Consider the following 19499-nt stretch of genomic DNA (forward strand, 5'->3'; position numbering starts at 1 on the left):
TTCCAAAGGAAGTGAAGAACCCCATGAGTGCATCTGCAGGAGCCACCATCGACGCCGTCGTCGACCAGGTGGACGTCGCGGCGGACCAGGTGGTCTCCCTGGTGCTGAGGCGGGCCGACGGTCAGCCGTTCCAGCCCTGGCAGCCCGGCGCACACATCGATGTCCATGTGGGCGACGGCCTGGTGCGCCAGTACTCCCTGTGTTCCTCGCCGGATGAGCTGGACCACCTGCGCATCGGTGTGCTGCACGTGCCGGATTCCCGTGGCGGATCAAAAGCAGTGCACGCGCTGCTGGCCGGCACACCGCTGACCATCTCCGAACCCCGGAACAACTTCCCCATGCGTGAATCGCGGCGCTACCTGTTCATCGCCGGCGGCATCGGCATCACGCCGATCATTCCGATGCTTGAGGCGGCCGAGGCCGCCGGCAAGGAATGGACCCTGATTTACGGTGGCCGAAGCCGGAACACCATGGCCTTCGCCCAGCAGTTGGAGGATCGGTACGGCCCGGACCGGGTCCGGATCATCGCCGAGGATGAGGTAGGCCGGCTGGATCTTGACCAGATCCTGGGCATGCCCCGGGCACACATGCTGGTCTACGCGTGCGGCCCCTGCGGCCTGCTCGGCGCCATCGAAGAACGCTGCATGGGCTGGCCCCCGGGTGCCCTGCACACGGAACGTTTTGTGGCCTCCACGCTGGGTGCCGCCGCGGCCAACGCCCCGTTCGAGGTGGAGCTGGCCCGGACCGGGACTACCGTGACCGTGCCCAACGACAAGACCATCCTCGAAGCCGTGGAGGAGGTGGGCGTCCGCGTCCTGTCCTCCTGCCGCGGGGGACTGTGCGGCACCTGCGAAACGCAGATCATTTCGGGTGAGCCGGAGCACCGCGACGCTGTGCTGTCGGAAGAGGACCGTGAAGCCGGCGAGGTCATGCTGGTTTGCGTCTCACGCGCCGCTGCCGGTTGCCCGCGCCTTGTCCTGGATCTCTAGCCTGCCATCTATCCACCCGAGCTTTCCTCACCAGGAGTGTTTCCCATGACCGTCACCACCCATGAAGCCAACGTGTTGGGCGAGGACCCCTTCGACACAGCTAACCTCCTGGATCCCTACCCCTTCCTGGGGCGGCTCCGTGATGCCGGCGCCGTCTCCTATCTGGAGAGCACCGGCAGCTACGCGGTGGCCGGCTACCAGGAGGTCTATGAGGTCCTGACCGACTTCGAGACCTACATTTCCTCCGGTGGGCTGGGCCCACGGGACATCCGCAAGGACTCGGGCTGGCGCCCGCCCAGCATCCTCGAATCGGATCCGCCCATCCACACCGTGATGCGCCGGGCGCTGACCGGCGTCATCAACCCCAGTGCAGTCCGCGCCCTTCGGGAGCCATTCACGCCACCCGCTGTGGAATTGACCGAGCAGCTGGCGCGCCGAAAGACCTTCGACGCCATCACGGACCTCGCCGAAAAGTACCCCTTGCGTGTCTTCCCGGACGCGGTGGGGATTCCCGACGTCGGCCGTGAACATCTACTGCCCTACGGCAACATGGTGTTCAACGCCTTCGGCCCGGAAAATTACATCTTCAAGCAGGCTTTCGCCCAAGGCGATGAGCACGCTGCCGCCGTGATGCGGAACTGCCAGCGCGAAAACCTGGACGACGTCGGCTTCGGCGCCCAGATCTGGAAGCGCGTGGAAGACGGCCTGATCACCGGGCAGCAGGCCACGCTGCTGGTCCGCGCCCTGCTGTCCGCCGGGGTGGACACCACCATATTCGGCATCGGCAACACGCTCTCGGTGCTGGCACGCTACCCGGAGGCCTGGGCCAAGCTGCGCGAGAATCCGAAGATGGCGAAATTTGCCGTTGACGAGGCGCTGCGCCTGGAATCGCCGTTCCAGAAGTTCCACCGGACCGTCGCCGTGGACACTGTCCTGAGCGGTGTGCGCCTGCCCGCGGGCGCCAAGGTTCTGGTGTTCCTCGGGGCCGCGAACCGTGACCCGCGCAAGTGGGGCGAGAACGCCGATGACTTCGATCTCAATCGCAATGCGTCGGGCCACGTCGCGTTCGGCATGGGCCTGCACCAGTGCGTGGGACAGCCCATCGCCCGGCTCGAAATGGAAATCGTGCTGCAGCAGCTGCTCCAGCGGGTTGCCACCATCGAGCCGGACGGCGCGCCGGTGCCGATCCTGCACAACGTGCTCCGCGGGTTCGAGTCCCTGCCGGTGCGGATCACGGCCGCGTAGCCCACACGGGCCGCGCCGTTTTAGAGCGTGGCGGTGTCGATCACAAAGCGGTAGCGGACGTCCGAGGCCAGGACGCGTTCGTAGGCCTCGTTGATCTTGCTTGCCGGGATGACCTCGATCTCGGCGCCGAGGTGATGCTCGGCGCAGAAGTCGAGCATCTCCTGGGTCTCGCGGATGCCGCCAATCATGGAACCGGCGAAGGAGCGGCGGCCACCGATGAGTGCGAACGCGTTCACGGGGAGCGGCTCAGCCGGTGCGCCAACGTTGACCAGGGCGCCGTCGAGGGTCAGCAGCTGCAGGTACGAGCTGATGTCGATCGAGGCGCTGACGGTGTTGATGATCAGGTCGAAGCTGCCGGCCAGGTCCGTGAAGGTGGTCTCGTCGCTGGTGGCGTAGTAGTGGTCCGCGCCAAGTTTGAGCCCGTCCTCCTGCTTTTTGAGCGACTGCGAAAGCACGGTGACCTCCGCGCCCATGGCGTGGGCGAGCTTGACGGCCATGTGGCCGAGTCCGCCGAGGCCGACGACGGCGACCTTCTTCCCGGGACCTGCACCCCAGTGCCGCAAGGGAGAGTACGTGGTGATGCCTGCGCACAAAAGGGGAGCGGCGGCGTCGAGCTCAATGCCTTCGGGGATGGTGACCACGAAGTCTTCCGTGACGACGACGTGGGTGGAGTAACCGCCCTGGGTGATGGTGCCGTCGCGGTCCACCGCGCCGTAAGTGCCGGTGTTGCCCTTGAGGCAGTACTGCTCCTCGCCCTTCTGGCAGTTGACGCATTCGCCGCAGGAGTTGACCATACAGCCGACGCCGACGCGGTCGCCGACGGAGTGCTTGGTGACGTCAGAGCCGACCTCGGTGACGATGCCGGCGATCTCGTGGCCCGGAACCAGCGGGTACTGCACGGGTCCCCAGTCGCCGCGGACTGTGTGGATGTCCGAGTGGCAGATGCCGGCGAACTTGATCTCGATCAGTACATCGTGCGGGCCGACGTCGCGGCGTTCGATGGTGGTGGGGACGAGATCTCCGTCAGCGGACGGGGCGGCGTAGGCATTAGCGATAAGCAATATTTCTCCTATTGAGAGGGGCAGACAGCGTGGATGGAAGCTGCTGAAGTTCTTGGCCGTGGGTGGGTGGCACCGCACGGGCACTATTCCATCAAAGCGCATCCTGCAGTTCTGAGGGAGACCCTGCCTTGAGGGGTACTGGCAGGGCCTCCCTGGGAATCGTGCCGGTGCACTTTGGGCCTTAGCGGGCCCGAACGTTTGGTTGGGCGGCCTGCGCCACGTTTTCCGTTGCAGCCCAGGAGGCGAGGAGCTTGAGGGCTTCCTCTGACGGGCTGCCCGGCACGGCGGGATAGACCGTCAGGGTGTGGCCGGGGTCCTCGTCCAGTTCCAGGACCTGGTAGTCCAGTTCGAGGAGCCCCACCACCGGGTGCTGGAACAGCTTGGTGCCGGAGTAGTGGCGCCGGACGTTGTGTGCCGCCCAGCGGGTGCGGAAGTCGTCGCTGCGCATGGAGAGTTCGCCGACGAGCTCGGCGATGCCCTTGTCGTGCGGATTGCGGCCTGCTTCGCGGCGGAGGATGGCCACGTTGGCGCTGGCCGCGCTGTTCCAGTCGGTATAGAAGTTGTGCGAACGCGGGTCGAGGAAAATGAACCGTGAATGATTCGCCGGCCGCGCCGGCCCGCGGTACATGTCCGAGTACAGCGCATAGCCGAGCGTGTTGGCCGCGACGATGTCCAGCCGGTTGTTCCCGATGAACGCCGGCGCGCCGGTGATGGCATCCAGCAGGTGCTGCAGCACCGGGCGCACGCCTGATCCTGTGGTGTTCGCGGGACTGCGCTTGCGCCCTGACGTGATGGCCGCGCGGGCCAGGTCGTAGAGGTGATCGTGCTCCGCGCGGTCCAGTTCCAGCGCCCGGGCGATCGCATCGAGGACGCTGTCCGAGACACCCGCAAGGTTCCCACGCTCCAGGCGCGTGTAATACTCCACGCTTACCCCAGCGAGCCGCGCCACCTCTTCCCGCCGCAGGCCTGGAACGCGGCGCCGCCCGCCGTAGGGTTCCAGGCCCGCCTGTTCCGGGGTGATGCGCGCTCGGCGGGAGGACAGGAACTGCCGTACCTCTGCTCGGTTATCCATGGAACTACGCTACGGGGAAACCTGGGCGGGGTGGGAGGTTCTGTTGGGGCCTGGTTGGGGGCTTCCCGTGGTTTTTCGGCGACGGCAGGAGCGGGATGCTGCGTCGTGGTCAGGCGCGGGACCTGCCTTGAATGAAGTGGAAGATCAGGACAACCACGGCGATAACCAAAAGTATGTGGATAAGGCCGCCGCCGATATTGCCAATAAAGCCCAGAAGCCAGAGAACGGCGATGATGATGGCTATCCAAAGCAACATGAGATTCTCCTTCGTTTCGCTTAGCCAAGGGGTTGACCCGGGTCTAAGTGCCACTCGGTATCGCGTGGTGCTTATCACCATATTTCAGAATTGGGCTACTGGATATGGCGAAACACTAAGTAGGCTACATAAATTCAAAAAACGTCACGCCGGGCCGCTGATCGGTCACGCCCGGCGAGCACGGCGTGCGGCCCCGCCTATGCTTTTCTCAGCACGCGCCAATTCTGGGGAGACACATGGATAACAAGACAGCGGTCCTGCTCGTAGCAGACCTGGAACAGTGGCAGCGGCAATTCGCGCGCTACGCCAAGATCCGTAAGCGCGGAAATGCTTGCATCGGCTACCTGCTCGGCGGACCGCTGGCGATCACTGCACTGTACTTAGCCGGGCGAGTCTTGCCTTTGATCCAAGGAGACATCCCGTTCGACCATCCCCGCTATGCCGATTACCGCTCCGGAACGGACGCCGGAATTCTGGTCTTTGCTGTTTTCTTTGTGCTGTATTGCGTCGCGAGCTTCATCTTCGGACGCTGGCTCCGTAAGACCCACGTCATGCTCGGCTTTAACCCGGATGGCTCGTTTCGGGAAGTACAGCAGGCCCTCGTCCGCCACGGCGCAAACCCCTAGGCCGCCCCTTCGCCGCCGGCTGCAGTTCACTTCCACCCAGTGGAAGCTGGAGCTATCCACGCGCCGGTGATGTGGACCACACTGGTCACTAAGAACCCCCGCCACCCTGACGGTGCCGGGCGGAACCAAGTCACCAGGAGTCAAGATGTCATCGTCGACAGAAACGGCTGGACGCTGTCCCTTCGGGTACGGCGCCGAAGCCCCCGCCGGACACCACGGCTACGAGCCGTTCCAAATGAAGGATCCCTTCACCGCCTACGCTGAGCTGCGGGCCGAGCAGCCCGTCATGTTCGACGAGCGCGTGGGCCTGTACGTTGTCTCCCGCTACGACGACATCAAGGCAGTCTTCGAGGACTGGGAAACCTTCTCCAGCGAAAACGCCCAGGCACCCGTCCGGGAACGCGGGGCCGCGGCCAAGAAGATCATGGAGGACGGCGGCTTCACCGCCTATTCCGGCCTTTCCGCCCGCCGGCCGCCGGAGCACACCCGCATCCGCGCCGTGGTGCAGAAGGCCTTTACGCCCCGCCGCTACAAGGCGCTCGAACCCTTCATCAGGGAAAATGTCGTCAAACTCATCGAGAAAATGCTCGCCCGCCCCGAACGCCGCGGCGACCTCGTCAAAGACCTCGCATACGACGTCCCCACCATCACCATCCTGACCCTCATCGGTGCAGACGTCTCCCAGGTGGACACCTTCAAGCGCTGGTCAGATTCCCGCGCCGCCATGACCTGGGGCGACCTGACCGACGAGGAACAGATCCCGCACGCCCACAACCTGGTGGAGTACTGGCAGGAATGCCTGCGGCTGGTCCGGGTGGCCCACGAACAGGGCGGCGACAACCTCACCGGCGACCTCGTCAAAGCGCAGCAGGAGGGCGCCGAAATCTCGGACCACGAGATAGCGTCCGTCCTCTACAGCCTGCTCTTCGCCGGCCACGAAACCACCACCACCCTGATCTCCAACGCACTGCGCGAACTGCTGGCCCGCCCCGAGCAGTGGCAGCAGCTGGTGGAGGATCCCAAGAAGATCCCCGCCGCCATCGACGAGGTCCTCCGCTACGCCGGCTCGATCGTCGGCTGGCGCAGGAAGGCCCTGAAGGACACCGAGGTGGGCGGCGTCGCCATCGAAGAAGGCTCGCAGCTGCTGCTCCTGATGGGCTCAGCCAACCGGGACCAAAGCAAGTTCGAAGCCGGCGAGGACTTCGACATCACCCGTCCCAACGCCCGCGAGCACCTCTCCTTCGGGTTCGGCATCCACTACTGCCTGGGCAACATGCTCGCCAAGCTCCAGGCCAAAATCGCCCTCGAGGAAGTAGCCCGGCTGGCACCTGACCTGCAGCTCGAGAATCCGGAGGGCATCGCCTTCCGCGAAAACCTCTCCTTCCGGGTCCCCGAGACCGTTCCTGTCAGCTGGAAGGCCTAAACATCATGCAAAGCAACAAATACATCCAGTTCTTCGACGGCGGCATCGAGCCGAAGCTTGAAAACCTCGGCGGCAAGGGTGCATCCCTGGTCACCATGACCTCCGCCGGCATGCCCGTCCCGCCAGGCTTTGTGGTCACCACCGCGCAGTTCGATGCGTTTATGGACGAAGCCGGAATCACCGAGGAGACCCACCGCCTCCTTGCAAACCTCGATCCCGACGACATGGCCCAGGTGGACAACGTATCCGCCACCATCCGCGAGGACATCTGCTCCCGGCCCGTCCCGCAGGCAATGCGTGAGCTCACCATCAACGCCTACGAATCCCTGATGAAGCGCTTCGACGCACCCGTCCCGGTCGCCGTCCGGTCCAGCGCCACCGCAGAGGACCTGCCGGACGCCTCCTTCGCCGGCCAGCAGGACACCTACCTGTGGCTCGACGGCGTCAAGGCAGTCACCGAGCACATCCGCCAATGCTGGGCCTCGCTGTTCACCTCCCGGGCCATCATCTACCGGCTCAAAAACAACATTCCCAACGAGGGCCTGTCCATGGCCGTCGTGGTCCAGAAGATGGTCAATTCCCGGGTTTCCGGCGTCGCCATCACCATGGACCCCACCAACGGGGACCGCTCCAAAATCACCATCGATTCCTCCTACGGAGTGGGTGAAATGGTGGTTTCCGGCCAGGTCACCCCGGACAACATCGTGCTGGATAAGGTGACGCTCGCCGTCGTCAATGAGCACCTCGGTGACAAGCACGCTGAACTCGTTCCGGACGCGGGTGCCAAGCGCCTCGTGGAACGCGAGGTCGACGACGAACGCCGCGGCCGCCGCAGCCTCACCGAGGCGGAACTCACCGCCGTCGCGCAGATGGCAAAGCGCGCCGAGAAGCACTACAAGTGCCCGCAGGACATCGAATGGGCACTCGACGCGGACCTTCCGGACGGCGAAAACCTCCTCCTCCTACAGTCCCGCCCCGAGACCGTGCACTCCTCCAAGCCGGCACCCCAGACTGCGCCGCAGCCGGTTGTCTCCGGTGGCTTCTTCAGCGGATTCAGCTCCGGCACCCTCAAACCGTCCGCCTAAACGCAACAAACCAGCAAGGCCCCACCAAGGCTCACTGCCGAGCCACCCCTGAAAGGACCGCCATGTCCCTGAAGTCCTTCCCCAAACCCTCCGAGCTCGCGGTCCCCGCCGGCGCCGAGGGCTGGGAAAAGATCTACCCCTACTACCTCGTGTTCCAGGACAAGCTGAAGGAGCAGGAAGACGCCAAGTTCTGGTTCTGCGACAGCCAGCACTGGCCCACCGTGTACAAGCCCTTCGAGACCATCGGCGGCGAATTCGCGGTCAAGTGCCTGGGCCAGTACAACGCCCGGCACCTGATGATCCCCAACGCCAACGGCATCGAGTTCCGCGTCCACCTGGGCTACCTCTACATGTCACCCATCCCGGTGCCGGAAGACCAGATCGCTGCCCGGGTGCCGCTGTTCGAGGAGCGCGTGGGCTACTACTTCCAGAACTGGGACCGTCTCCTCAAGGAGTGGCACGTCAAGGTCAAGGGCACCATCGACGAGATGGAAACCATTTCCTTCCCCAAGCTCCCGGACATGGTCCCCATGGAGGACATCACCTCCGGCAAGGGCAAGGACGGTTCCGAAAAGCTGCTGGAAAGCTACGACCGGCTCATCCAGCTCGCCTACCAGAACTGGCAGTACCACTTCGAGTTCCTGAATCTGGGCTATATCGCGTACCTAGACTTCTTCAACTTCTGCAAGCAGGTCTTCCCCAACGTTCCGGACCAGTCCATCGCCACCATGGTGCAGGGCGTGGACATGGAACTGTTCCGTCCGGACGATGAGCTCAAGGGCCTGGCAAAGCTTGCGGTGGAACTTGGGCTGCAGGCCCACTTCGGCAACACGGACGACGTCGATGCCACCCTGGGTGCCATCGCCGCGGCTCCCGGCGGGGACCGGTGGATCGCCCAGTACGAGGGCGCCAAGGACCCGTGGTTCAACTTCACCGTGGGCAACGGCTTCTACGGCCACGACAAGTACTGGAACGAGCACCAGGAAATCCCGCTGGGCTACATCGCGGACTACATCCGCCGCGTGGACGAGGGCCAGGAAATCATGCGCCCCGTCGAAGCCCTCATCGCCGAACGCGACCGCATCATCGAGGAATACCGCGACCTCCTCGAAGGCGACAACCAGGCGCTCTTCGACGCCAAGCGCGGCCTCGCCGCCACCGCCTACCCGTACGTGGAGAACCACAACTTCTACATCGAGCACTGGACCATGGGCGTCTTCTGGCGCAAGATCCGCGAGCTGTCCCGCATGATGCACGCCGAAGGCTTCTGGACCGAACCGGACGACCTGCTCTACCTGGGCCGCAACGAGGTCCGCGACGCACTCTTCGACCTGGTCACGGGCTGGGGTGTCGGTGCCAAGCCCATCGGCCCCGACTACTGGCCCGAGGAAATCGAACGGCGCCGCGGCATCGTGGACGCACTCAAGACCGCCCGCCCCGCCCCCGCTCTGAACACCCCGCCGGAAATCATCACCGAACCCTTCACCCGGATGCTCTGGGGCATCACCACCGAGCAGGTCCAGCAGTGGCTAGGCGCCGGCGAAGCAGTGGAAGGTGGCGGTCTGCGCGGCATGGCCGCGTCCCCCGGCGTGGTGGAAGGCCTGGCCCGGGTGGTCACCGATGCCGACCAGCTTTCCGAGGTCCAGCAGGGCGAGATCCTGGTGGCCACCGTCACCGCACCCTCCTGGGGCCCGATCTTCGGGAAGATCAAAGCCACCGTTACGGACATCGGCGGCATGATGAGCCACGCCGCCATCGTGTGCCGGGAGTACGGACTGCCCGCTGTGACCGGCACGGGTTCCGCGTCCACCACCATTAAGACCGGCCAGCGGCTGCGCGTCGACGGAACCAAAGGCACCGTCCAGATCCTCGACGCCGAGGAGGACCTGGTGGTAACCGGTCCCGGCGCCCACAGCCACAGCCATGTCTGAAATGAATATGTCTGGTGCGGAATATGCAGCTGGAGGCATGGACGTACAGTCGAACCGCACCGTTCTGATCACCGGTGCCGCCGGCGGGCTGGGCCGGGCGTTCGCGCTCGGCTTCGCCCGCCGCGGCTACCGCGTGGCGGTGGCCGACATCAACCTCGAGGGTGCCGAGCAGACCGCCAAGCTCGTCCGTGAAATCGGTGCCGATGCTGCCGCATTCGCAGCGGACGTCACCAGCGTGGACTCCACCGAGGACCTCGCGAAAAGCTGCGCCGACTTCGGAAACGGAAGCATCGACGTCGTCATTAACAACGCCGCGGTGTACGCCACGGTGACCCGCACCCCGTTCGAGGACATCGATCCGGCCGAATGGGACCTGGTGATGAACGTGAACCTCAAAGGCCCCTGGCTGATGACCCGCGCCGCGAGTCCCTACCTGCCCGAGGGCGGGCGCGTCATCAACCTCTCCAGCGCCACGATCTTCAGCGGCTCGGAACAGTGGCTGCACTACGTCGCCTCCAAGGGCGGCGTGGTGGCCATGACCCGGGTCATGGCCAAGGAACTGGGCCGCCGGGGGATCACGGTCAATGCGATCGCCCCCGGCTTCACCCTCACCGAAGCCAGCTACGGGCTGATGGAAAACGCCGAGAACTACGGCGTGGACCGCGGTGCGATCAAGCGGGCCAGCCAGCCCGAGGACATCGTGGGTGCCGCACTCTTCCTCGCCGGACCGGACAGTTCGTACTACACCGGCCAGACCATGGTGGTGGACGGCGGCCGGCAGTTCATCTGACCGGCCCGCTTAGCCACCCGACAACCAACTTCAACCCCAAGGAGGACCAATGCCAACGGTTCACTTCACCGACGCCGAAGGCGCTGTCCGCGACGTCCAGGGCAACGTGGGCGACTCGGTCATGGAAACCGCGGTGCGCAACGGCGTCCCCGGGATCGTGGCCGAGTGCGGCGGCTCACTGTCCTGCGCCACCTGCCACGTCTTCGTCCGCGAGGACTGCGTTTCGCAGCTTCCGCCCATGGAGGACATGGAGGACGAGATGCTCTACGGCACCGCAGTGGACCGCGAGGACAACTCCCGGCTCTCCTGCCAGCTGCGCCTGACCGATGAGCTGGAACTGTTCGTCACCACCCCGGAAACCCAGGTGTAGCCGTGGGCACGCAGGCAGCGGAGCAGACCGCCGGCACCACCACGGTCCCCACCCGGACCGGGCTGCTGATCATCGGCGCGAGCCAGTCAGGGGTGCAGCTCGCTGTTTCCTTGCGGGCCCTGGGGTTCGACGAGCACATCACGCTGCTCGGCGACGAGGACCACCGGCCCTACCAACGGCCCGCGCTGTCCAAAGAGTTCCTGCAGGGAACCGTGGAGAGCGAATCCCTGATCTTCCGGTCCAACGACTACTGGGCCGAGCACAACGTGGAGCTCGTCAAGGGCGAATACATCGTCAAGATCGACAAGGAAGCGGACGGTTCCGGAGTGGCGCATGCGTCCTCGGGCCGGGAATTCCCCTTCAAGCGCCTGGCCCTCACCGTGGGTGCCCGCGCCCGCAAGCTGGATATCGACGGCGGGGACCTCGACGGCGTGCTGTACCTGCGCAACGCCGACGATGCCTTGGCGCTGAAGGCCCGCGTAGGCGACGCCACGGATGTGGTGGTGATCGGCGGCGGGTTCATCGGCCTCGAGGCTGCGTCAAGCCTCCAGAAGATGGGCAAGAACGTTACCGTCCTCGAGTTTGGGCCGCGGCTGGTGGGCCGGGCTGTGGGGGAGGAAACTGCCGAGTATTTCCTGCAGGCGCACCGCTCCCGCGGATTGGACATCCGGCTCAACACGAGTGCGGCTCGCTTCACGCCGAACACCGCCGCAGGCAAGGAACAGACGGAAGTCGCCGCCGTCGAACTCCAGGACGGCACGGTGCTCCCGGCGCAGATCGTGCTGATCGGCATCGGCGTCATCCCCAATACCCAACTGGCCGAACAGCTTGGCCTGGCCGTGGACAACGGCGTGGTGGTGGACCGCTTCGCGCTGGCCTCGGACGGCACCACCGTGGCCGTGGGGGACGTCGCCAACATGCCCAACCCGGTCCCCGGCTCGGAGCCGGGGGAGCGGATCAGGCTGGAAAGCGTCAACAACGCCATAGAGCACGCCAAGGTGGCCGCCTACTCGCTCACGGGCAGGCGGGAGGAATACGCCGGCATCCCGTGGTTCTGGTCCAACCAGGCCGACCTCAAGCTGCAGATCGCTGGCCTCTGCAACGGCTACGACCAGACTGTGATCCGGCGCGACGAGGAGCGCGGGAAATTCAGCGTCCTCTACTACCGGCAGGGCCGCATCATCGCCGCCGACTGCGTCAACGCACCGCTGGACTTCATGGCCGTGAAAAACGCGCTGGCGAAGGGCCGGAACATCCCGGCTGACGCCGCGGCGGATCACGCCACTCAACTCAAGACCATCACCACGGACAGCTAACTGCACTTAAAAAGTACGTTGGCCCACCCGAAGGAGCATTATGAGCACCCCCAAGACTCCGGTCGCCTCAGCTGGCCCCGGGGAAGCCGAACTGTCGGCTGAACCGGACCTGCAGGCCGAGGCCTTCGCCGCGGAGTACAGCGTCCGGCCCGTTCCTGCCGCCGGTCCGGTAGACACTACCGCCATCTGCAGCACCCCCGCCGCGCTTGAGGAGCTGGACGGGCTGTGGAAGGCCGTTGTCCACGAAACCCGGACTCGCGGGAACGACATCCATCTGCCGATCTCGCTGGCCTACGCCGAACGCCTTTGCCGTGCCTACCCGGACGCCGACGCCGAACTGGTGCGCGTGACCACGCTGCTGCACGACACCGGCTGGGCCCACGTTGACGAATCCCGGATCATTTCCGAAGGCTTCGCCGGGGACTGGCGCAAGGCTGCCATCCGCTATGAGCATGAGTTGCAGGGCTGCCACGTGGCGCGCCGGGTGCTCCCCGGCCTGGGGTACTCGCCTGATTTTGTGGAGCGGGCCTGTGAAATCATCGACGGGCATGACACCCGCTTGGTGGCCCGCTCGCTGGAGGATGCCCTGATGCGCGACGCCGACAGGCTGTGGCGTTTCGACCGGGCCGGGATCGCACTGGCGTCCTCGTGGTTCGCCATGGACCCGGCCACGTACACCGACCGGCTGGCCACCGAGATCGTGCCCGAACTCATCACCCAGGCCGCGGTGGAGATGGCCACCGCAGACCTTGACCGGTCCAACGCCCTGCTCAAGACGGCGGTGATCCGATGACCTCCGCCACGCACGATGCCCTGGTCTCCAGGCAGGATCTCTCGCTGCCGCACACACATGTGGATACGATCTTTGTCGACGGCGCCTGGCAGCCCTCAAAAGGCACCGGCCGTAACCCGGTGACGGACCCCGCCACGGGCGAAGTCTGGGGCTCGGTACCGGACGGAACTCCGGAAGACGTGGACGCCGCCGTCGGCTCCGCCCAGCGCGCGTTTCAGGGGGAGTGGCCCCGGCTGACCCCGTCCGAGCGCGCTGCCTACCTGCTCCGGATTGCCGATGAAGTGGAGAAGCGCGCCGAGGAATTGTCCCTGACGAATTCGCGTGAAAACGGCTCGCCGGTGGCCGAATCCGCCGGTGCCGCGGCCAACGCCGCGGGAATTTTCCGTTACTTTGCCACCCTTGCCGAGTATCTCGAGCGGGAGGACGTCCGGCCGTTCCCGCGCGGCGGCGGCGAGTCCGTGGTGCGGCGTGAACCCCTCGGAGTCTGCGCGCTCATCGCGCCATGGAACTTCCCCATCAACCTGGTGATCATCAAGCTCGCGCCCGCACTGCTGGCCGGCTGCACCGTGGTGATCAAGCCGGCGTCGCCCACCCCGCTGTCCATCCGGGTGATCATCGACGCCGTCGCGGCGGCAGGTGTCCCCGCCGGCGTCGTGAATCTGGTGACGGGTTCCGGCCGGCTGGGGGATGTGCTGGTGAAGCATCCCGGCGTCGCCAAGGTGGCGTTTACGGGTTCGACGCCGGTGGGCCGGAAAATTGCCGCGGCCTGCGGTGAGCTGCTGCGCCCGGTCACGCTGGAGCTGGGTGGAAAGTCCAGCGCCATTGTGCTGCCCGACGCCGACCTGGATGCCATGTCCGAGGTCCTCATCAAGTCCTCCATGCGCAACACCGGGCAGACCTGCTACATCTCCACCCGGATCCTGGCGCCCGCCAGCCGGTATGACGAGGTAGTGGACATGGTCACGGCCACGATCGCCGCCGGGAAACAGGGCGATCCGCTGGAGCCGGACACGGTGTTCGGCCCCTGTGCCACGGAGTCGCAGTACCGGACCGTGCTGGAGTACGTGGACTCGGGGCTGGCCGAAGGTGCCCGGGCAACCACCGGCGGACGGGCAGCATCCTTGTCCGGCGGACTGGAGAACGGCTATTTTGTCGAGCCGACTGTCTTTGCGGACGTGACCCCGGACATGCGGATCTCCCGCGAGGAGATCTTCGGGCCGGTGATCAGCATCCTGAAGTACGAAACCGTTGATGAAGCGGTGGCCCTGGCTAACAACACCGAATTCGGCCTGGGCGGTCTGGTGTTTGGCGCCGACGAGGAGGCCGCGCTCGCCGTGGCGGACCGGATGGACACGGGTTCGGTTGGCTTGAACTTCTTCGCCTCAAACCACGCGGCACCATTCGGCGGCCGGCACGATTCCGGCCTGGGAACCGAGTACGGGATCGAGGGCCTGAACGCCTACCTGAGCTACAAGTCGATCCACCGGAAGGCGTAGGCGGGCGGATGCCGGACCGCGGGGCGGGTCTCAGGTCAGCAGCTGAGCGGGACTGGTAAAAGCTTCGCGGAGCCTGCTTCCGGCCGCTCCGCGAAGCGCCGCCGTCTGCCCGAGTTCGGAGAACACCACGCTGTCCGCGGGCACCAGACCCGGGGCGTGGGTCTCCAGGCTCTGCAACAGGCTTGGCCTGATCCACTCCTGCAGGCCGGCGAAGTGTCCGCCCAGGATGACGGCTGACACGTTGACCATGCGGGCTGCGGACACCAGGGCGATGCCCAAGGAGTGACCGGCCCTTTCCGTGGCCAGCACTGCCTCCGGTGCGCCGGCGGCCAGTGCCTGCATGAGTGCTGCCATGCGGTCCGCGGTGGAGGCGCCCCGGATTCCCGCCGCCGAGAAAACCGAGCCCTGGCCTGCAATAGTCTCCAGGCAGCCGCGGCCCCCGCAACCGCACAGCAGTCCGTCGGGCTGGACCACCACGTGCCCTATCTCGCCGGCATGCCCGCGCGGCCCGGCGAAGAGCTTGGACTCGATGATGAGGCCGCCACCCACGCCGACTTCGCCGGACACATAAAGGTAGTCGCCGAGGGTGGCTCCGCGGCCGTACCAGAGTTCGGCCAGCGCGGCGCTGTTGGCCTCGTTGGAAAGCACGACGCCGAAAGGCGAGTCGGGGAGAAGCGTCTCCAGGTGCCGCTCCAGTGCGGCGTCCTGCCACCCGAGGTTGGGTGCGGTAAGGACGATCTTGCGCGTCGGATCAACCAGTCCCGGAACTGCGAGCCCTCCGCCCAGCAGGTGGATGCCCGCCGCGTCCGCATCGCTCTTTACTTTCCGGGCCAGCTCCCGGAGGTCGTCGAAGATCTCGTCGACCCCGCCCGAGTGACGCTCCATGGTTCGGTGGACGCGTAGTTCACCGAGAACGTCGATGATGCCAACGGCCAGATAGTCCACGTTGACTTCGGCGCCAAGGGCTGCCCGCTGACGGTTGAGTACCAGCCCGCTGCCGGGGCGGCCGCGCTCACCGTCGCGGGCTATGCCTGTTTCCTCGATGAGGCCGGTGTCCAGGAGCGTGGTGACCAGGCTCGAGACCGAGGCCTTCGTAAGCCCGGTGCCGGCGGCGATCTCCGCCCGCGTGGTGCGTGCCCTGCGCTGGATCGACTCCAGCACCACGGCCAGGTTCTGCCGCCGGACATCCTGAACGCGGCCGGGGCCACCGTCAGCAGTTCCGCGCATTCTTGAGCCTTTCCAAGTTTCAGCCGGGGATTTCCGGAAATCTGTTGACCCCAGTTCATCACAAGACATATAGTTCAGAACCAATACTAATTTATCCTTTCGCAGGTCCGACTACAACGAGGTACTCATCATGGTTGTTTCCCCCACCCCCCAAGACCGCTTCACGTTTGGCCTCTGGACTGTCGGCTGGACCGGGGCGGACCCCTTCGGCGTCGCCACCCGCGCGCCGCTGGACCCGGTGGAGGCAGTCCACAGGCTCAGCGAGATGGGCGCCTACGGAATCACTTTCCACGACAACGACCTCGTCCCCTTCGATGCGTCGGCCTCTGAGCGGGAGCTTATCCTCAAGAACTTCAAGGCCGCCCTGGCCGAGACTGGTTTGAAGGTGCCGATGGTCACCACCAACCTCTTCAGCCACCCGGTCTTCAAGGACGGGGGCTTCACCTCCAACGACCGCTCCATCCGGCGCTTCGCCCTTGCTAAGGTCCTGCGCAACATCGACTCCGCGGCCGAATTCGGCGCCGAAACGTTCGTGATGTGGGGCGGGCGCGAAGGCAGCGAATACGACGGCTCAAAAGACCTGTCAGCCGCGCTGGACCGCATGAAGGAAGGTGTGGACACCGCAGCCGCCTACATCAAGGACAAGGGCTACAACCTTCGCATCGCCCTGGAGCCCAAGCCGAACGAACCCCGCGGCGACATCTTCCTGCCCACCGTTGGACACGGGCTGGCGTTCATTGCCCAGCTAGAACACGGCGATATCGTGGGCCTCAACCCTGAGACCGGCCACGAGCAGATGGCCGGCCTGAACTTCACCCACGGCATCGCCCAGGCTCTGTGGGCCGGCAAGTTGTTCCATATTGACCTGAACGGCCAGCGCGGCATCAAGTACGACCAGGACCTGGTGTTCGGCCACGGAGACCTCACCAGCGCCTTCTTCACGGTCGATCTGCTCGAAAACGGCTTCCCCAACGGCGGCCCCACGTACGACGGCCCGCGCCACTTCGACTACAAGCCCTCACGTACGGATGGCTACGACGGCGTCTGGGAATCCGCCAAGGCGAACATGTCCATGTACCTGCTGCTCAAGGAACGCGCCCTGGCCTTCCGCGCCGACCCTGACGTCCAGGAGGCCCTGAAAACCTCCGGCGTGTTCGAGCTCGGCGAATCCACGCTTGCTGCCGGCGAGACCGCCACGGACGTCTTGGCCGATGCCGATGCGTTCGAAACGTTCGACGCCGATGCTGCGGCCGAGCGCTCCTTCGCGTTCGTCCGCCTCAATCAGCTTGCCATCGAGCACCTGCTCGGCGCACGCTAACACCGGAAAGCAGCCCCATGCCCTTGGTCGCGGGAGTCGACAGCTCCACCCAGTCCTGCAAAGTGGTCATCCGAGACGCTGAGACCGGCGCCCTGCTGCGCCATGGTTCCGCCCGCCATCCGGAGGGTACCGAGGTGCATCCCGATGCGTGGTGGGATGCACTGCTGGAGGCCGTCAGGGCGGCGGGTGGTCTGGACGATGTTTCCGCCATCTCGGTAGGCGGTCAGCAGCACGGAATGGTCTGCCTGGACGCGTCCGGCGCGGTGGTCCGTCCAGCCCTGTTGTGGAACGACACGCGGTCTGCAGCGTCAGCGGCGGCCCTCATCACGGAAGCCGGCGACGGCAGCGAGGATGCCGGCAGGAAGCATTGGGCTGAGGCCACCGGTACGGTTCCCGTGGCGTCCATTACGGCCACGAAGCTGCGCTGGCTGGCCGAGAACGAGCCGGAGAATGCGGCCCGCACTGCCGCGGTCTGCCTGCCGCATGACTGGCTGAGCTGGCGGCTGGCCGGATTCGGGCCCGGCAGCGGTGGCGAGGGTTTGGCGGCGCTGCGGACAGACCGCTCCGATGCCTCGGGCACGGGCTACTGGTCTCCGCGCACCGGCGCCTACCTCGAGGACGTCCTCGAGGCCACCATTGGGCACATTCCCGCGCTGCCTCAGGTCCTCGGCACGCTGGCAAGCGACTTCAGCACGCCCGCCGGAGCCTTGATCGGTCCCGGGGCGGGGGACAACGCCGCCGCGGCACTCGGTGTGGCGGCAGGCGTGGGCGACGTCGTTGTGTCGATCGGAACATCCGGCACCGTGTTCCCGGTGGCCAAGAACCCCACGGAGGATTCTTCCGGCCTTGTTGCGGGTTTCGCCGACGCCACGGGGCATTACCTGCCGCTGGCATGCACACTGAACGCCTCCCGTGTCCTGGATGCGACTGCGGCGCTGCTTTCCGTCAGCCTGCCCCGGCTCTCTGAGCTGGCGCTTTCTGCCCCGCCCGGCGCCGGCGGCCTGACCTTTGTGCCCTACTTCGAAGGTGAGCGGACCCCCAACCTCCCGGACGCGACAGGCTCCCTGCACGGGATGACCCTACAAAATCTAACGGCGGAGAATCTGGCCCGGGCCGCCGTCGAAGGTGTTGTCTGCTCCCTCGCGGACGGACTCAAAGCCCTGACCGACCTGGGCGTTGACGCCAGACGCATCATCCTTGTGGGCGGAGGTGCGCGGTCGGCCGCCGTGCAGGAGGTAGCCGCCTCAATCTTCGGCCTTCGGGTTGAGGTGCCGGAGCCGGGGGAGTACGTGGCAAACGGTGCGGCCCGGCAGGCCGCGGGTGTTTTGCTGGGCGCCTTTCCTCTCTGGAAGGCCGCCGCGGCGAGTGTGGTTCCGGCCGTCCCGGCCCCGGGCGTGCTCGAGCGTTACCGGGCTGCCGCGGGCCGGGAAAGTCAGTCCTCCTAGACTGCGGTCGGTTTCGTCGCCCGGATCTCCCGATAGGCTGGACTGGCGCCGGGCCTGCCCCGTTGCTACTTCCGTTTGTCACCGCCGCTAAACGAAATGAATGCCCATGACCAATGACGCTCTTCGGCCTGTCTACTTCCTTTCGGACAGCACCGGCATCACCGCCGAAACGCTCGGCAACACCCTGTTGACGCAGTTTCCGGCGAACAACTTTGACCGCATCACCGTCCCGTTCATCACCACGGTGGAGCAGGCCAAGAGCGTGGTGGGCACTATCGACGGGCTGATCGGCACTGGCCCGCGGCCGATCGTCTTTTCCACCGCCGTCAGCAGCGAGATCCGGCAGACCTTGGCCACGTGCCAGGGAATCGTGGTGGACCTCATCGGAACGCATGTGGGACAGCTGGAGCAGGCCCTCGGCTCCCCGGCCAGCGCCGAACCCGGGAGGGCACACGGCCTGGGCAATGCGGAGCGGTACCAGTCGCGGATGGCCGCCGTCGAATACGCCATGGAACACGACGACGGGCAGAGCCTGCGGGCGCTGGAGAAGGCGCAGGTCATCCTGGTGGCCCCGTCCCGCTGCGGCAAGACGCCCACCACCATGTACCTGGCGCTGCAGCACGGCATCTTCGCAGCGAACTTCCCGTTGGTGGACGAGGACTTCCAGCGTGAGGGGCTGCCGAAGCCGCTCCGGCCTTTTGTTGAGAAGTGTTTCGGGCTCTCCTCCAACCCGCTGCGGCTAAGCCAGATCCGTACCGAACGGCGCCGCGGCTCGTCCTATGCGTCGCTGCGGCAGTGCGGCTTCGAGCTGCGCAGTGCCGAGCAACTGTACGTCTCACACCGGATTCCGTACCTGAACTCGGCGTCGGTGTCCGTGGAGGAAATGGCCGCCACCATCCTGCAGCGCATGAATCTCAAGCACTAGGGAAAATTTTCACAAACCCGGTGTGGCAAACATCATGTTGGTAACAGGTCCCCGGACCTGTCACTGTAGACAGGATTCGCGCCCACCGAACGGCCACAGCCCGCGAACGGGGCGGCACTACCGCATGCCAT

Annotated in this window: 18 protein-coding genes; 14 read left to right on the forward strand and 4 right to left on the reverse strand. The window is 65.6% G+C overall.

The annotated features are described in order from the left end of the window. Positions 1 to 23: 23 nt before the first annotated feature. A complete protein-coding gene (locus tag AB4Y73_RS09180; RefSeq protein WP_441871114.1) occupies positions 24 to 989 on the forward strand; it encodes a PDR/VanB family oxidoreductase in 966 nt (321 codons plus the stop codon). A gap of 45 nt (positions 990 to 1034) precedes the next feature. Next, on the forward strand, positions 1035 to 2234 hold the full coding sequence (locus AB4Y73_RS09185) for a cytochrome P450 (protein WP_441871115.1): 1200 nt from the start codon (positions 1035 to 1037) through the stop codon (positions 2232 to 2234). 20 nt (positions 2235 to 2254) lie between these two features. On the opposite strand, the gene AB4Y73_RS09190 is transcribed toward AB4Y73_RS09185, so the two are convergent. The 3 genes from AB4Y73_RS09190 to AB4Y73_RS09200 form a co-directional block, all read right to left on the reverse strand. Further along, positions 2255 to 3295, reverse strand: a complete 1041-nt coding sequence (locus AB4Y73_RS09190) for an NAD(P)-dependent alcohol dehydrogenase (RefSeq protein WP_441871116.1) — start codon at positions 3293 to 3295, stop codon at positions 2255 to 2257. Between the two features lie 181 nt (positions 3296 to 3476). Further along, on the reverse strand, positions 3477 to 4367 hold the full coding sequence (locus tag AB4Y73_RS09195; protein ID WP_441871117.1) for a helix-turn-helix transcriptional regulator: 891 nt from the start codon (positions 4365 to 4367) through the stop codon (positions 3477 to 3479). 109 nt (positions 4368 to 4476) lie between these two features. Next, positions 4477 to 4623: a lmo0937 family membrane protein gene (locus tag AB4Y73_RS09200; RefSeq protein ID WP_441871118.1), complete on the reverse strand. Its 147-nt coding sequence runs from the start codon at positions 4621 to 4623 to the stop codon at positions 4477 to 4479. A 236-nt stretch (positions 4624 to 4859) separates the two neighbouring features. Here AB4Y73_RS09200 and AB4Y73_RS09205 point away from each other — a divergent pair, with 236 nt between their 5' ends. The 9 genes from AB4Y73_RS09205 (at position 4860) to AB4Y73_RS09245 (ending at position 14453) form a co-directional block, all read left to right on the forward strand. Beyond that, entirely contained in the window at positions 4860 to 5249 is a 390-nt protein-coding gene (locus tag AB4Y73_RS09205) for a hypothetical protein (protein ID WP_441871119.1), read from the forward strand. Positions 5250 to 5394: 145 nt separating this feature from the next. Next, positions 5395 to 6672 (forward strand): cytochrome P450, encoded by a 1278-nt coding sequence (locus AB4Y73_RS09210; RefSeq protein WP_441871120.1) that lies wholly within the window; start codon positions 5395 to 5397, stop codon positions 6670 to 6672. A 5-nt stretch (positions 6673 to 6677) separates the two neighbouring features. Continuing rightward, entirely contained in the window at positions 6678 to 7757 is a 1080-nt protein-coding gene (locus AB4Y73_RS09215; protein ID WP_441871121.1) for a PEP/pyruvate-binding domain-containing protein, read from the forward strand. A gap of 62 nt (positions 7758 to 7819) precedes the next feature. Continuing rightward, positions 7820 to 9688, forward strand: coding sequence for a PEP-utilizing enzyme (locus AB4Y73_RS09220; RefSeq protein ID WP_441871122.1), 1869 nt, complete (start codon positions 7820 to 7822; stop codon positions 9686 to 9688). A gap of 37 nt (positions 9689 to 9725) precedes the next feature. Further along, entirely contained in the window at positions 9726 to 10478 is a 753-nt protein-coding gene (locus tag AB4Y73_RS09225) for an SDR family NAD(P)-dependent oxidoreductase (protein ID WP_441871123.1), read from the forward strand. A 49-nt stretch (positions 10479 to 10527) separates the two neighbouring features. Beyond that, a complete protein-coding gene (locus AB4Y73_RS09230; RefSeq protein WP_441871124.1) occupies positions 10528 to 10848 on the forward strand; it encodes a 2Fe-2S iron-sulfur cluster-binding protein in 321 nt (106 codons plus the stop codon). Positions 10849 to 10850: 2 nt separating this feature from the next. After that, positions 10851 to 12164 carry an NAD(P)/FAD-dependent oxidoreductase gene (locus tag AB4Y73_RS09235; RefSeq protein ID WP_441871125.1) on the forward strand — a complete coding sequence of 438 codons (1314 nt, stop codon included), beginning with the start codon at positions 10851 to 10853 and terminating at the stop codon, positions 12162 to 12164. 40 nt (positions 12165 to 12204) lie between these two features. Continuing rightward, positions 12205 to 12957: an HD domain-containing protein gene (locus AB4Y73_RS09240; protein WP_441871126.1), complete on the forward strand. Its 753-nt coding sequence runs from the start codon at positions 12205 to 12207 to the stop codon at positions 12955 to 12957. Beyond that, a complete protein-coding gene (locus tag AB4Y73_RS09245; RefSeq protein ID WP_441871127.1) occupies positions 12954 to 14453 on the forward strand; it encodes an aldehyde dehydrogenase family protein in 1500 nt (499 codons plus the stop codon). Before AB4Y73_RS09240 ends, AB4Y73_RS09245 begins: the two co-directional genes overlap by 4 nt. Before the next feature lie 30 nt (positions 14454 to 14483). On the opposite strand, the gene AB4Y73_RS09250 is transcribed toward AB4Y73_RS09245, so the two are convergent. Further along, entirely contained in the window at positions 14484 to 15680 is a 1197-nt protein-coding gene (locus AB4Y73_RS09250; RefSeq protein WP_441871128.1) for an ROK family transcriptional regulator, read from the reverse strand. 130 nt (positions 15681 to 15810) lie between these two features. Between AB4Y73_RS09250 and xylA the strand changes: the two genes are divergently transcribed. The 3 genes from xylA (at position 15811) to AB4Y73_RS09265 (ending at position 19368) form a co-directional block, all read left to right on the forward strand. After that, positions 15811 to 16998 (forward strand): xylose isomerase, encoded by a 1188-nt coding sequence (gene xylA / locus AB4Y73_RS09255; protein WP_441871129.1) that lies wholly within the window; start codon positions 15811 to 15813, stop codon positions 16996 to 16998. A gap of 17 nt (positions 16999 to 17015) precedes the next feature. After that, the gene (locus AB4Y73_RS09260; protein ID WP_441871130.1) at positions 17016 to 18443 is read left to right on the forward strand and encodes a xylulokinase; all 1428 of its coding nucleotides are present in this window, start codon (positions 17016 to 17018) and stop codon (positions 18441 to 18443) included. Between the two features lie 106 nt (positions 18444 to 18549). Continuing rightward, entirely contained in the window at positions 18550 to 19368 is an 819-nt protein-coding gene (locus AB4Y73_RS09265; RefSeq protein ID WP_441871131.1) for a pyruvate, water dikinase regulatory protein, read from the forward strand. The last annotated feature ends 131 nt before the right edge of the window (positions 19369 to 19499 follow it).

Origin of the sequence: Pseudarthrobacter sp. TAF60_1 (assembly GCF_052113505.1) — a bacterium.
Lineage (GTDB): Bacteria > Actinomycetota > Actinomycetes > Actinomycetales > Micrococcaceae > Arthrobacter.